Here is a 13,647-nt window from a genome sequence, read left to right as displayed (position 1 = left end):
GCTCCCGATGCGGTATTGCAGACAGAACATTTGCAACTGACCCACCGCATCGGGAGCAAGCCCCCTCACCACAGGGTCGTTTCAGCCACCGAGCTCGGCCAGCCGTGCGTGATAGCGCGGAGCCAACGCCCTGATCCGCTCGTCTTCCGCGCTTTCGAGGTGCGGCCCGCTGACCCGCAGGAAGTTGGCGTTACCAATGCGCAGCGCCTCTTCGAACCACGCCAGCGCCAGCTCGACCTGGCCCTTGCTGGCCAGTACCGAGGCATGGCTGAACTGCCCGCGAAAATCACCGGCTTCAGCCGAGCGTTCGTACCAGTCGAATGCCTCGGCCGGGTTCGCTTCACAGGCCACTCCAAGCTCCAGATAGCGACCGTAAAGGTTCATCGACTTGGCGTGCCCCAGATTCGCCGCCTTGCGGTAGCAGGCTAGCGCCAGCTCCTGATCCACGGCCACACCGCGCCCGGTGCTCAACAGGTTGGCGTAGTTGTACAAGCCCCAGTCCAGCCCCGCCGCCGCAGCCAGGCGGTAATGCACCGCCGCCTCGCGCGCGTCGGCGGCGCAGCCCCAACCGTGCTCATGGCAACGGCCAAGCATGTTGCGCGCCATCAAGTGCCCGGCGTCGGCGGCGATGGCGAACCAGCGCAAGGCCAGGGGCTGATCCTGAGCGATACCGCGACCATCGAGAAGGATCTGCCCCAGCAATGCCTGGGCCTCGACCACGTTCTGCCCGGCCGCGGCCAGGATCGCCTGGGCCGCCCGCCCCGGCTGCTCATCGAGCATCGTGCGCAGGCTGTCGGCATCGAGGACTTCTTCACGGCGCATCTCGAAGCCCATGTCAGACATCCACCCAGCGGCGCAGCAGGTTGTGATAGGTGCCGGTGAGCTGGATCAGCGACGGGTGATCGGGCACATCCTGGGTCAGGCGCTGGATCGCCGTGTCCATCTCGAACAGCAAGGCGCGCTGTGCGTCTTCGCGCACCAGGCTCTGAGTCCAGAAGAACGCGGCGTAACGCACGCCGCGCGTCACCGGGTTGACCTTGTGCAGGCTGGTGCCCGGGTACAGCACCAGATCCCCGGCCGCCAGCTTGATCTCGCGGGTGCCGAAGGTGTCCTGGATCACCAGTTCGCCACCGTCGTAATCCTCAGGGTTGCTGAAGAACAGCGTGGTGGACAGATCCGTACGGACTCGCTCTGGATTGCCCCGGGCCTGGCGCACGGCGTTATCGATATGAAAACCGAAGTTGTCGCCGGCCCGGTAGCAGTTCAGCAACGGCGGGAACACCTTGTTCGGCAACGCCGCCGACATGAACAGCGGATGGCTCCACAGACGCTCGAGCAGCGCGGCGCCGATTTCCTTGCTCAGCGGGTGGCTCTCGGGCAGTTGCAGATTGTGCTTGGCCTTGGCCGATTGATGACCGGCGGTAATCTTGCCATCAGCCCAATCGGCCTGCTCCAGCGCCTCGCGGATGCGGCCGACTTCGTCGCGGCTGAAGACGCCGGGGATGTGAATGAGCATGGTGCGCGGCCTGAAAGCGGAAAGGCGTCAATGATATTGATTCTTATTGCCTGAGCACAACCACCCCGTGAAGGAATCGTGAAAATCCCATGGTCGAAATGTGTAAAGAATGTAAATTAACCGCAAATAGCAATGTGTCTCAATTGCTACAGAGGAACACTTCCCCTATATTTCGCCGCCTCAACCTTGGGGAAGGTAACAATTCATGTCGCGTCAAAACATGCAAAATGCGCTCGGCGCTCCGCGCGCCTTAGCTTCTGCGGTCGGTATGGCGATCACAGCCTTTTCGGCAGGGCATCTGGCCCAGGCCGCCGAGCAGAGCGATGGCAAATCCATTTCGCTGGGCGCTACCGACATCAATGCCCAGCAATCGGAGACCAGTTACAAGACCGACGTCTCCGAGTCGAAGAAAATGACGGCACCTCTGCGCGATTCGGCCAAGACGCTCACCGTCATCCCGCAACAGGTGATCCGCGACACGGGTGCGATGTCACTGACCGACGCGCTGCGCACTACGCCGGGCATCACCTTCGGAGCCGGTGAAGGCGGCAACCCGAACTCCGACCGTCCGATCATTCGCGGCTTCGGTGCCGAAAGCGATATCTTCATCGACGGCATGCGCGACGTGGCGGCGCAGAGCCGCGAGATCTTCAACGTCGAATCCGTCGAAGTCAGCAAAGGCCCAAGCTCTGCCTATACCGGCGTCGGTTCCACCGGCGGCAGCCTCAACCTGATCACCAAGAGCGCCAAACTCGGCGACGCCTACAACGGCGGATACAGCTTCGGCTCGGATCAGACCCAGCGTTACACCCTGGACGTGAACAAACAGCTGACCGAAACTTCGGCGTTTCGTCTGAACCTGATGAAACACGAGAACAACGTGGCGGGCCGCGACGATGTCGACAACAGCCGCTGGGGCTTCGCCCCCTCGTTCGCCTTCGGCCTTGGCACCGATACCCGTGTAATGGTCGATTACTATCACCTGCGCACCGACGACATGCCGGACTACGGCATTCCGCTGACCCTGAGCAGCAACCGCAGCAAGTATCACGTCGATGGGCCGGCCAACGTCAGCAAGAGCAACTTCTACGGTCTGAACGACCGTGACTACCGTAAAAGCGTCAACGACAGCGGCACGATCCGCATCGAGCATGACCTCAACGAAGATACGACCCTCTCCAACAGCTTCCGCATGTCGCGTTCGACGCTGGACTACATCGTCACCAACCCCGACGACAGCCGTGGCAACGTCGCCAACGGCCTGCTGTATCGTTCGTCCAAGAACCGCAATTCGACGTCCTCGGGCTTCGTCAACCAGACTGACCTGACCACCAAATTCAACACAGGCAGCCTTGAACACAGCCTGGCCACCGGTATCGAGTTCTCGTATCAGGACACCCACAACCGCGGCTACAACATCGGCGTGGCAAGCACCGGCAACACCTGTAACGCCGCCTTGCTGGCGTCCCACGACTGCACCAGCGCCTACGATCCAAATCCCCATGACAGCTGGAACGGCTCGATCACCGACAGCCTGGCGTACACCGACACCGACGCCAAAAACAGCGCGGCCTATGTGTTCGACACGTTGAAATTCAACGAACAATGGTCGTTGAACCTGGGCCTGCGTCTGGATCACTACGAAATCGCCTCCAGTGGCTACTCCACCGGTGGCCGCGGTTCGGTGGCCGGTAATTTCAACCGCGAAAAAACCAGCGACATCTGGAGCTATCAACTCGGCGTCGTGTACAAGCCACTGCCCAACGGCAGCGTCTATGCGGCATGGTCCACCTCCAGCAACCCGTCGGGTGAAACCGCCGGTAACGGTGGGCAGGAGATCGCGGCCAACAACGCCGACCTCGATCCGGAAAAGAGCCGCAACTATGAAGTCGGTACCAAGTGGGACTTCTTCGACGACGACCTGTCGCTGACCGCCGCGCTGTTCCGCACCGAAAAGACCAACGCCCGTATCACCGATCCGGACAACTCCAGCTTCCAGGTCCTGGATGGCGAGCAGCGCGTACAAGGTTTCGAGTTCACCTACACCGGCAATATCACGCGCCAGTGGAAAGTGTTCGGTGGCTACACCTACATGGAAAGCGAGCTGGTCAAGACCTCCACCGCAGCCGACAAAGGCAATCACATGCCAAGTACGCCGCGTAACAGCTTCAACCTGTGGTCGACCTATGAAGTGGTGCCCAAACTCACCCTGGGCGCGGGCGCAACCTTCGTCGACCAGCGTTTCGGCAATGAAGCCAACTCCATCGAGATTCCCTCGTACTGGCGCTACGACGCGATGGCCAGCTACAAGCTGACCAAAAACGTCGACCTGCAGCTCAACGTACAGAACCTGACCAACAAGCGTTACTTCGATCAGATCTTCACCACTCACTACGCGCACGTGGCCCCGGGCCGCACCGCAATGATGAGTGCCAGCTTCCACTTCTGATTCTGTAGCACCGCACACCAGCCCCGCTTATTGACCTAAGCGGGGTTTTTGCGTGTAAAAGCTGAATAATTCTTAATGCTTTTTGCCATAATCCCGGCGCCCTGCCCCTTTTACCGATTTCATGGTGGTTTGCGTGTTCAAGAAAGTCCTCTTCCAGTTGCACTGGTTTTTCGGCATCACTGCCGGGCTGGTGCTGGCCGTCATGGGTATCAGCGGCGCCCTGTATTCGTTTTCGGACGAGATCCTGCATGCGCTCAATCCACAGAGCATGAGTGTGCAAGTGCGCCCCGAGGGCATCATGCCGCTCACGCGACTGGTGCCGTTGCTGGAGGCCGCGCAGGGCGAGAAGGTCTTCGGGCTGCGCATCGATACCGCACTGGGCGACGCCGCGCGGGTCAACTACGCGCCAGCACCGGGTGAACGCCGCGGTACGCAGCGCTATTTCGATCCCTTTACCGGGCAGATGCAGGGCGAAGTGATGGGCCAGGACTTCTTCGAGTTCGTCCTGCAACTGCACCGCTTCTTGACCATCGGCGACACCGGCCGGCAGATCACCGGCGCCTGCACCCTGATCCTGTTGTTCTTCGCTCTGTCGGGGCTGTACCTGCGCTGGCCGCGGCAGGCACTCGACTGGCGAGCCTGGTTGACACTGGACTGGGCGAAGAAAGGCCGCGCGTTCAACTGGGACCTGCACTCGGTGTTCGGCACCTGGTGTCTGGTGTTCTACCTCATGTCGGCCGTGACCGGGCTGACCTGGTCGTACGGCTGGTTTCGCGATGGGGTGAATGCGTTGCTGGTGGGCGGGCCGCCTGCGGGTGAGCAGCGCCGCCGCGACGGGCCGCCGGGGGGTGGCAAGCAGAGCCAGGCGAAACCCGAGGCCGAAGCAGTCGCAGCCGTCGACTACGATGCGCTGTTTGACAGCATCAAGCGCACCGCCGGACCTGAACTGACCTCCTTCGTGCTGCGCGTGGCCGCCAACGGCGGGCAACCGGCGAGCGTGTTCTACCTGCTGCGCAGCTCCCCCCACGAGCGTGCGCTCAACCAGATCTCGCTGGAGCCGGGCACCGGCAAAGTGCTCAAGCAACAGCGCTATGCCGATCAGCCGTTGGGCGGGCAGCTGTTCGCCAGCATCTATGCGCTGCACGTCGGCAGCTACTTCGGCATCGTCGGGCGCATTCTGATGACCTTGGCCAGCCTGTGCATGCCGCTGTTCTTCGTGACCGGCTGGCTGCTGTATCTGGACCGCCGGCGCAAAAAGCGCGAGATCGCCCGTTCCCGTGGCAATGTCGCCGAGCAGCCCGCCGGCGTCAGCGACTGGCTGGTGGCCTTCGCCAGCCAGAGCGGTCTGGCCGAGCAACTGGCGTGGCAGTCTGCGGGTCAGCTACAAGCCGCAGGGCACAGCGTGCGGGTGCGTTCGCTGGCGCAGCTGGACGACAACGACTGGCAGGCCACGCAGCAGGCGCTGTTCGTGGTCAGTACTTTCGGCGACGGCCAGGCACCGGACAACGCGCGAGGTTTCGAGCGCAAGGTGCTGGGCCAGGCCTACGCGCTGGGGCATATCCGCTTCGCTCTACTGTCGCTGGGGGATCGTCAGTACGCGAACTTCTGCGCCTTCGGCCAGCGCCTGCAGGGCTGGCTGGAACAGCACGGCGCTCGCCCGGCCTTTACCCCGGTGGAGGTCGACAACGCCGACAGCGAGGCCTTGCAGCAGTGGCAGCGCCAGCTGGCACAACTCACCGGCAGCACGCCGACCACCGCGTGGCAGGCGCCGGTGTTCGAGGCCTGGAGCCTGCAACAACGCCAACGACTGAACCCCGGCAGCGCCGGCTCGCCGGTGTATCTGCTGGATCTGCAGGGGCCTGCAGGTAGCCACTGGGAGGCTGGCGACCTTGTCGAGGTGCTGCCGCGCAATAGCGCTGCGGCAATCGATGCACTGCTCAAGCGCCTTGGCCTGTCGGCATATGCCAAGGTCCGCCTGAACGACCTCGAAGAACCCCTTGGCCAGGCCCTGGCGATGCGCCAGTTGCCGGCCAGCACCGAGCATCTGGTGGGCCTGCACGCTCAGGCAGTGGTGGATGCGCTGATTCCGTTGGATGCGCGTGAATATTCCATCGCCTCGGTGGCTGAAGACGGTCGGCTGCAATTGATCGTGCGCCTGGAACGGCATCCGGACGGCACATTGGGGATGGGCTCGGGTTGGTTGTGCGAGCACGCGGCGGTGGGTACCCACATCAGCCTGCGCATTCGTCGTAACAGCAGCTTCCATCTGCCGAGCGAGGATGCACCGGTGATTCTGCTGGGCAACGGCACCGGGCTGGCGGGTTTACGCAGCCTGCTGCAAGCGCGGATTGCGCGGGGGCAGCAGCGCAACTGGCTGGTGTTTGGCGAGCGCAATGCCGAGCATGACTTCTACTGCAAGGATGAGCTGCAAGGCGCTGTGCAGCGCGGCGATCTGCAGCGGCTCGATCTGGCGTTTTCACGGGACCAGAGCGAGAAGATCTATGTCCAGGACCGCTTGCTCGACGCCGCAGTGCAGTTACAGCAATGGCTGGCCGACGGCGCCTATATCTACGTATGCGGCAGCCTGATCGGCATGGCCGGCGGGGTGGATGAGGTGTTGAAACAGGTGCTCGGCGAGGAGGCTGTGGAGCAGTTGGTCGAGCAGGGGCGGTATCGCCGGGATGTGTACTGACCGACACCGCACCCCCATGCACGGGGCTGACACCGCACTCCCATGCAATGACCGACAACGCACTCCCCTGTAGCGAGGGGGAGGCGCTATCAGGCGGGTTCGGCCAGTGCTATTTCCTGGGTTTCAGGCCGCTTGATCAACGCGTAAACCACCCCGGTCACCACACTCCCCGCCACGATCGCCAGCAGATACAGCAGCGCATGGTTCATGGCGTTCGGGATCAGCAACACGAACAAGCCGCCATGGGGCGCGGCCAGCTGGCAGCCGAAGTACATCGACAGCGCGCCGGTCAGCGCACCACCAGCGATGCTGGCCGGAATAACCCGTAACGGGTCCTTGGCCGCGAACGGAATCGCCCCTTCGGAAATGAAGCACAGCCCCAGCACCAAGGCCGCCTTGCCCGCCTCCCGCTCGCTCTGGGCGAACTTGCGGCGCGCGATGAAGGTGGCAATGGCCAGGCCGATCGGCGGCACCATGCCCGCCGCCATGGCCGCGGCCATCGGCAGTTGGCTGCCGTTGGCCAGCAAGCCCACCGAAAACGCATAGGCCGCCTTGTTCACCGGGCCGCCGAGGTCGACGCACATCATGCCGCCGAGGAAGATCCCCAGCAGAATGGCGTTGGTGGTGCCCATGCTCTTGAGGAACTCGGTCAGGGCCGCCATCACTCCCGCAATCGGCGAGCCGACCACATAGAGCATCAGCAAGCCGGTAATCAACGACGCCAGCAACGGGATGATCAGGATCGGTTTGAGCGCATCGAGGCTGGCCGGCAAGCGGATATAGCGGCTCATGGCCAAGGCCGTGTAGCCAGCGATAAAGCCCGCGACGATACCCCCGAGGAAGCCCGCCAGCAACGTGCTCGCCAGCAGGCCGCCGATCATGCCCGGCGCGAGGCCCGGGCGGTCGGCGATCGAATAGGCGATGTAGCCCGCCAGCAACGGCACCATCAGGGTGAACGCAGCATCGCCGACATGCTTGAGCGCTGCAGCCAGCGTGCCCGGTTCTTCGAAGGCCTTGATGCCGAACACGAACGACAGCGCGATCATCAAGCCCCCCGCCACCACCATCGGCAGCATGTAGGACACGCCCGTGAGCAGGTGCTTGTAGACGCCGGTCTTCTCCTTGCGCGCCGGGGCCGCGCCTTCAGCCTTGGCGCTGGATTCCTGCTTGGCTTCGGCCAAGGCCTTTTTCAAGGTCGCCTGGGACTGCTTGAGGGCCACACCGGTGCCGCAGCGGAAAATCCGCTTGCCGGCAAACCGCTCGGTAGCGACGTCGATATCGCAGGCCAGCAACACCACATCGGCCTCGGCGATCGCCGTAGCGCTCAGTGGATCGCGCGCGCCCACCGAGCCCTGAGTCTCGACCTTGAGCTCGTAGCCCAGCTGTTTGGCCGCCTGTTGCAGGGCCTCGGCCGCCATGAAGGTGTGCGCCACGCCGGTCGGACAGGCGGTGATCGCCACCAGACGCGGCGCACGATCGGCGCCGACCGCCGGGCCCGCCTCGGCCACCGGCACATAGGGCTGGGCCTGCGCCGCCGCATCGCGCAGAAACGCCTCGACGTCTTGCAGCGCATGGGCCGGCGTGCTCTGGTACAGGCGCTTGCCGGCGAAGCGGCGCAGGTCCAGCGACCCGGTGTTGACCACCAGCACCCACTCGGCCTCATCGATGGTGGCCTGGGTCAGCTGGCGCTCCGGATGCTGCGGATCATGCACTTCAACACTGGTGCTCCAGCCCTGACGCTGAGCGGCGGCATCCAGCAGGCGCGCACTGAGCACGCTGGAGACGCGCCCGTTGGGGCACGCCGTGACAATGGCTAACTTCATTTCAGACCCTCTTATTGTTCTGCGAGCGCGCGGACGCTGACGCCGCTTTCGAGCCGTTCCAGTGCATCGTGATCACCGATGCCGAAGCCGATCTGCATCACCGCCATGGCGGCGATCGCCGTGGCCTTGCGCAGGGTCTGGGCATCGTCATGTTGGCTGAGGAGCCCGTGGACCATCCCGGCCAACAGCGAATCACCCGCACCCACGGTGCTGGCGACATCCACCGTCGGCGGCAGGGCCTGCCAGGCGCCCTGGCTGTGGAACCAGTTGACGCCCTGAGCGCCCTGGGAAATGACCACGTGCTCGATGCCACGGGCGCGCAGCTGGGCGGCCACGCGGGCTTGATCGTCCAGGGTGCTGACGGTTTCGCCGAGCACTTCGGTCAACTCGTCGGTGTTGGGCTTGATCAACCAAGGCTGTGCCGTGAGGCCTGCGCGCAAAGCCGCGCCACTGGTGTCGAGCACCACCTTGAGGCCCATGGCGTGCAAGCGTTCGAGCAGCGCCTGCAACCACTGCGGGCTGATGCCGCGGGGCAGGCTGCCGGCGACGATGACCACATCGTGGCCTGGGGCGATCTGCTCCAGGCGTTCGAACAACAACTGCTGCGCCTCTTCACTGACCTGCGGGCCGGGGCCGTTGACGTCGGTGACACGGCCACCGGTCTCCGCCAGTTTGATGTTGCGGCGCGTCTCGCCCGGCACGCGGACGAACTCGTCGACGAAACCACGGGCAGTGAACAACTCATCGAAATGCCCGGTGTTGTCGGCGCCGAGAAAACCCGCCACCGTCAGTTCATGGCCGAGGTCGGCCAGTACCTGGGCGACGTTGATGCCTTTGCCGGCGGCGTGCACGTGCAGCGCGTCGCCGCGGTTGACTTCGCCCAGGCGCAGGGAGGTCAGCTCCATGGTCAGGTCGAGCGCGGGGTTGAGGGTAAGGGTCAGGATCTTGGCCATCATGCGTTCTCCACCAGGGCCCGCACTTCGGCGGCGGTGCCCAGCGTGAGGGCTTGCTGCGCCCACGCTTGTGCTTGTGCCAGGGTCAACTCGCGGACCCCGGCCTTGACCTCGGCAATGCTGCGCGCCGAGACACTCAATTCATCTACCCCCAGACCGACCAGTAACGGCACGGCTGCAGGGTCTGCCGCCAATTCGCCGCAGATGCCCACCCACTTGCCATGGGCATGGGCGGCGCGCACGGTGATGTCGATCAGTTGCAACACCGCCGGATGCAGGCCATCGGCCTGGGCCGACAGCGTCGGGTGACCGCGGTCGATGGCCAAGGTGTACTGGGTCAGGTCGTTGGTGCCGACGCTGAAGAAGTCCACCTCGCGGGCGAGCACCGGCGCCAACAGGGCAGCGGACGGCACCTCGATCATGATCCCCAGTTGCAGGTCGGCGACCGGGATCTCGGCGCGCAGCCGCTCGGTCATGTCCCGCGCCTGGCGCCATTCTTCGACGCTGCCGACCATGGGGAACATGATCCGCAGCGGGCGGTTGTCGGCGGCGCGCAACAAGGCACGCAACTGGCCCTCCATCAACTGCGGACGCTGCAAGGTCAAACGGATGCCGCGCACGCCGAGGAAGGGGTTTTCCTCCTTGGCGATCGGCCAATAGGGCAGCGGCTTGTCGCCGCCCACATCGAGGGTGCGCACCACCAGCGGCCGCCCTGCCAGGCCGTCGAGCACACGGCGATACTCGGCTTCCTGCACGGTTTCGTCCGGCGCCTGGGAGTGGGCCATGAAAATCAGTTCGGTGCGCAGCAGGCCGACGCCTTCAGCACCCTGCTCCACCGCAGCGGCCACGCCGGCGCTTTCGCCGATGTTGGCGAACACTTCCACCGCATGGCCATCGCGGGTCACTGCGGTTTCGTGACGACGGGCGGCAGCGGCCTGCAAGCGCTGCTCGCGGCTGTCGCGCTCGGCGAGGGCTTTTTCCAGCACCTCGGCGGCGGGCTCGACGGTGAGCACGCCGCGCTGGCCGTCGATCAACAGCGGCGTGCCCGGCGTGATCAACAGCACTGCGGCACCTGCGCCGACCACGGCAGGAATGCCCAGGGCGCGGGCGACGATAGCGCTGTGCGCCGTGGCGCCACCGCGGGCGGTGAGGATGCCGGCGACGCGGGTCGGATCGAGCCGGGCCACATCGGAGGGGCCGACTTCGTCCATCACCAGGATGTAGGCCTGATCCGGCGCTTCGACGGTCTGCACGCCACACAGCTCGGCCAGCACGCGGCGGCCGATGTCACGCAGGTCGGCGGCGCGCTCGGCCAGCAGCGCGTCCTGCAGCGATTCCTGCTGACGGGCAGCGGCCTCAATGACGGTGTTCCAGGCGGCGGCCGCGCTTTCGTTGTGCTTGAGCCGCGCTTCGACTTCGTCGGTGAGGGCCGGGTCGTCGAGCATCTCCTGGTGAGTGATGAATATCTCGCGGATGGCCTTGACGCTGCTGCGCTGCACCAGCGCCTCGATGTCGGCACGCACGGCGGTCAACGCCGCTTGCAGACGTTGACGTTCGGCCGCCGGGCTTTCGCCGCGCAGCGGGAAATCGAAATCGGCCAGCACCTGCACATGGGCCGGGCCCACCGCAATGCCGGGAGCCGCCGCGATACCTTGCACGCGCTGGCCGGCGACAGGGACTTGAACGCTGACTTCGGGCTCGATTTCAGCGACTTTCTCAACCACGGCGGTGGCCACGGGCAGCGCCTCGACTTCCTCACCCAGGCCAGACTCGATGGCCGCCAGCAAGGCCGGCAACGCATCGGCGGCAACGCTGGGCTCGGCGATCAATTCCAGTACCTGACCGCGACGGGCGCCCAGGCTCAACAGCTTGCTCAGGCTCTTGGCAGAGATCGCCGGCTCGTTGCTGTCGACCAGGCGCAGGTGCACCTCGCCGTCGAAACTCTTGGCCAGTTGCGCGAGGATCTTGGCCGGGCGTGCATGCAAGCCGTGGGCATTGGCCAGGGTGATACGTGCGCTGGGCCAGTCGGCCGGCACTTCACCGCCCAGGACTTCGAGCACCGCACGGGTGCTGGTGGCGCGCCCGAGTTCCTGGCCGCGGCCTTCGATCAGCAAGGCGCACAAGCGCTCGAGCAAGGCCTGATGGGCTTCGCCGAGGCTGGCCAGGCAGAACAGCCCGGTCAACGGCTGGCCGAGGTAGCGCAGCGGCTGGCTCGGGGTGACGAATGCCAGGCCCGGGCGCTTGACCGTCTGCTCGCTGTGCAGCCACCACAGGCCATCACCCAGCGGCAGCGCTTCGACCTGCTGCAGCACGGCGGCAAAGCCACCGCTCACGCAATCGGCCTGGCGCAGCAAACGAGCGCCGCGCCACACCAGTTCTTCGAAGTCGTCGGCGGCCACTCCCAGGCCGATCATCTGCGCATCCAGCGCCAGTTCCTGCGGCGCGCCTTGCAGCAGTTTCAACAACGCCTCGGCGGACGTGGCGCGGCGCAGGGCCTGACCGAGATCGGTCTCGCCCAGTGCGCGAGTCAGGAGCTGCAGCAGGCGCAGATGCTCATCGGATTTGGCGGCGATGCCGATGGCCAGGTAGACGATCTGGCCGTCGCCCCAGTCCACACCCTCGGGAAATTGCAGCAGGCGCACACCGGTGGCGTACACCAGGTCGCGGGTTTCGGGGGTACCGTGGGGGATGGCGATGCCCTGCCCCAGAAAGGTCGAGCCTTGAGCTTCGCGGGCCTGCAGCCCGGCCAGGTAACCCTCGGCGACCAGGCCGTCGGCCACCAGTTTGCCCGCCAGCAATTGCAGGGCGGCGGGCTTGTCCGCCGCCGTCTGGCCCATGGAAATCTGCTCTATAGTGAGCTCGAGCATTGCCTTACTCCTTTGCAGCGTCATCGGGGCGCTGAGGTATTGTTGTAGACGAATCGACATAGAGGCGATCAACTGCGCAACGCCGCTATACAGGATCAAGGATCGGCTGGTGTTGAGCGGGATAAGAGTACGACCCCGATCAAAGCAGATTTACCGCATGGACTCGCCAGCTGAATCGTTTAATCTAGAATGACTGGCACGTTACTCGATAATCTGCGACCAATGAAGCCCTTCCTGTCGCTCGGCGGTGCAAAAAACAGGTTGAACTGCCGCACGCACTGCGGATCGGTAACAATAGAGCCTTGGCCGACGCTCATGTCGTCTCGCTCAGCAGAACAAGGAAATTTCGGTTGAAACTCAGCGATATCGCCCGCCTGGCCGGGGTCTCGGTCACCACCGCAAGCTATGTCATCAACGGCAAGGCCGAACAGCAACGCATCAGCGCCGCTACCGTGGAGCGCGTACGCGCCGTGGTGGACGCCCATGGGTTCACGCCCAACCCCCAGGCCGCCGGATTGCGCAGCCGCCACACCCGCACCCTGGGCTTCATCCTCCCCGACCTCGAGAACCCCAGCTACGCGCGGATCGCCAAGATCCTCGAACAGCGCGCGCGGGCCAAGGGCTATCAATTGCTCATCGCCAGCTCCGACGATGACCCGACCAGCGAGCGCCAGCTGCAGCAATTGTTTCAGGCTCGGCGCTGCGACGCCTTGTTCGTGGCCACCTGCCTGCCCGCCGAAGACGACAGCTATCAGTTGCTGCAGAGCAAGGGCACGCCGGTGATCGGTATCGACCGCTGCCTGGACCCTCGGCACTTCTGCTCGGTCATCAGCGACGACCGCAACGCCAGCCTGCAACTGACCCGCAGCCTGCTGCGCCCCACGCCCCGGCATATCGCACTGATTGGCGCGCGACCGGAACTGAGCGTCAGCCAGGAGCGGACCTGGGGCTTTCAGGAAGCCCTCGAAGGCTTCGACGGCAACGTGCTGCTGCAACAGGGCGAGGCGTTCAGCCGCGAATGCGGGCGGCAGTTGATGAGCGACCTGCTGCAGCACCTGGGGCATCTGCCGGACGCCCTGGTGACCACCTCCTACGTGCTGTTGCAAGGCGTGTTCGACATCCTGCAAGGGCTCAGGCTCGACACCCAGCCGCTGCACCTGGCCACCTTCGGTGACACGCAACTGCTGGACTTCCTGCCGCTGCCAGTGAATGCCATGGCCCAGCAACACGAACTGATCGCCGAGCAGGCGTTGGCCCTGGCTTTGGCGGCCATCGAGCAAAACTCGTACGAAACGGGTGTGCACGCGATCCCGCGGACCTTCAAGCAGCGCATCGCCGAGGCTTGAG

The 13,647-nt window shown here is 64.6% G+C and carries 8 protein-coding genes; 3 read left to right on the top strand and 5 right to left on the bottom strand.

Annotation, left to right across the window (positions count from 1 at the left end; all coding sequences use genetic code 11):
• Positions 1–81: 81 nt before the first annotated feature.
• Together AC3WJP_RS15145 and AC3WJP_RS15140 are read right to left on the bottom strand one after the other, a co-directional pair.
• Complete coding sequence (locus AC3WJP_RS15145) at positions 82–834, bottom strand: tetratricopeptide repeat protein (protein WP_493722523.1); 753 nt, start codon at positions 832–834, stop codon at positions 82–84.
• A 1-nt stretch (position 835) separates the two neighbouring features.
• Positions 836–1,516: a Fe2+-dependent dioxygenase gene (locus tag AC3WJP_RS15140; RefSeq protein WP_493722522.1), complete on the bottom strand. Its 681-nt coding sequence runs from the start codon at positions 1,514–1,516 to the stop codon at positions 836–838.
• 205 nt (positions 1,517–1,721) lie between these two features.
• On the opposite strand from AC3WJP_RS15140, the gene AC3WJP_RS15135 reads away from it, so the two are divergent.
• Both AC3WJP_RS15135 and AC3WJP_RS15130 read left to right on the top strand, forming a co-directional pair.
• Entirely contained in the window at positions 1,722–3,965 is a 2,244-nt protein-coding gene (locus AC3WJP_RS15135; RefSeq protein WP_493722521.1) for a TonB-dependent receptor, read from the top strand.
• 121 nt (positions 3,966–4,086) lie between these two features.
• On the top strand, positions 4,087–6,657 hold the full coding sequence (locus tag AC3WJP_RS15130; protein ID WP_493722520.1) for a PepSY domain-containing protein: 2,571 nt from the start codon (positions 4,087–4,089) through the stop codon (positions 6,655–6,657).
• 89 nt (positions 6,658–6,746) lie between these two features.
• Here AC3WJP_RS15130 and AC3WJP_RS15125 read toward each other — a convergent pair whose 3' ends face one another.
• From AC3WJP_RS15125 to ptsP, 3 genes are read right to left on the bottom strand one after another with little or no spacing between them, the layout of a single operon-like run.
• The gene (locus tag AC3WJP_RS15125) at positions 6,747–8,480 is read right to left on the bottom strand and encodes a PTS fructose-like transporter subunit IIB (RefSeq protein ID WP_493722519.1); all 1,734 of its coding nucleotides are present in this window, start codon (positions 8,478–8,480) and stop codon (positions 6,747–6,749) included.
• A gap of 11 nt (positions 8,481–8,491) precedes the next feature.
• On the bottom strand, positions 8,492–9,433 hold the full coding sequence (pfkB, locus tag AC3WJP_RS15120) for a 1-phosphofructokinase (RefSeq protein WP_493722529.1): 942 nt from the start codon (positions 9,431–9,433) through the stop codon (positions 8,492–8,494).
• Entirely contained in the window at positions 9,433–12,300 is a 2,868-nt protein-coding gene (ptsP, locus tag AC3WJP_RS15115) for a phosphoenolpyruvate--protein phosphotransferase (protein ID WP_493722518.1), read from the bottom strand. The genes pfkB and ptsP overlap by 1 nt, the downstream gene beginning before the upstream one ends.
• 350 nt (positions 12,301–12,650) lie before the next feature.
• On the opposite strand from ptsP, the gene cra reads away from it, so the two are divergent.
• On the top strand, positions 12,651–13,646 hold the full coding sequence (gene cra, locus AC3WJP_RS15110) for a catabolite repressor/activator (RefSeq protein WP_493722517.1): 996 nt from the start codon (positions 12,651–12,653) through the stop codon (positions 13,644–13,646).
• The last annotated feature ends 1 nt before the right edge of the window (position 13,647 follow it).

The organism is Pseudomonas sp. GW821-FHT01A09, assembly GCF_058986725.1.
The sequence above is the reverse complement of the archived record's forward strand: the minus strand, read 5'-3'. Positions and strand labels throughout refer to the sequence as shown.

What these genes read in the sequence shown, in the direction of transcription:
- AC3WJP_RS15145 (WP_493722523.1), bottom strand. Translation starts at nt 834, where the DNA reads ATGGGCTTCGAGATGCGCCGTGAAGAAGTCCTCGATGCCGACAGCCTG.
- AC3WJP_RS15140 (WP_493722522.1), bottom strand. Translation starts at nt 1,516, where the DNA reads ATGCTCATTCACATCCCCGGCGTCTTCAGCCGCGACGAAGTCGGCCGC.
- AC3WJP_RS15135 (WP_493722521.1), top strand. Translation starts at nt 1,722, where the DNA reads ATGTCGCGTCAAAACATGCAAAATGCGCTCGGCGCTCCGCGCGCCTTA.
- AC3WJP_RS15130 (WP_493722520.1), top strand. Translation starts at nt 4,087, where the DNA reads ATGGTGGTTTGCGTGTTCAAGAAAGTCCTCTTCCAGTTGCACTGGTTT.
- AC3WJP_RS15125 (WP_493722519.1), bottom strand. Translation starts at nt 8,480, where the DNA reads ATGAAGTTAGCCATTGTCACGGCGTGCCCCAACGGGCGCGTCTCCAGC.
- pfkB (WP_493722529.1), bottom strand. Translation starts at nt 9,433, where the DNA reads ATGGCCAAGATCCTGACCCTTACCCTCAACCCCGCGCTCGACCTGACC.
- ptsP (WP_493722518.1), bottom strand. Translation starts at nt 12,300, where the DNA reads ATGCTCGAGCTCACTATAGAGCAGATTTCCATGGGCCAGACGGCGGCG.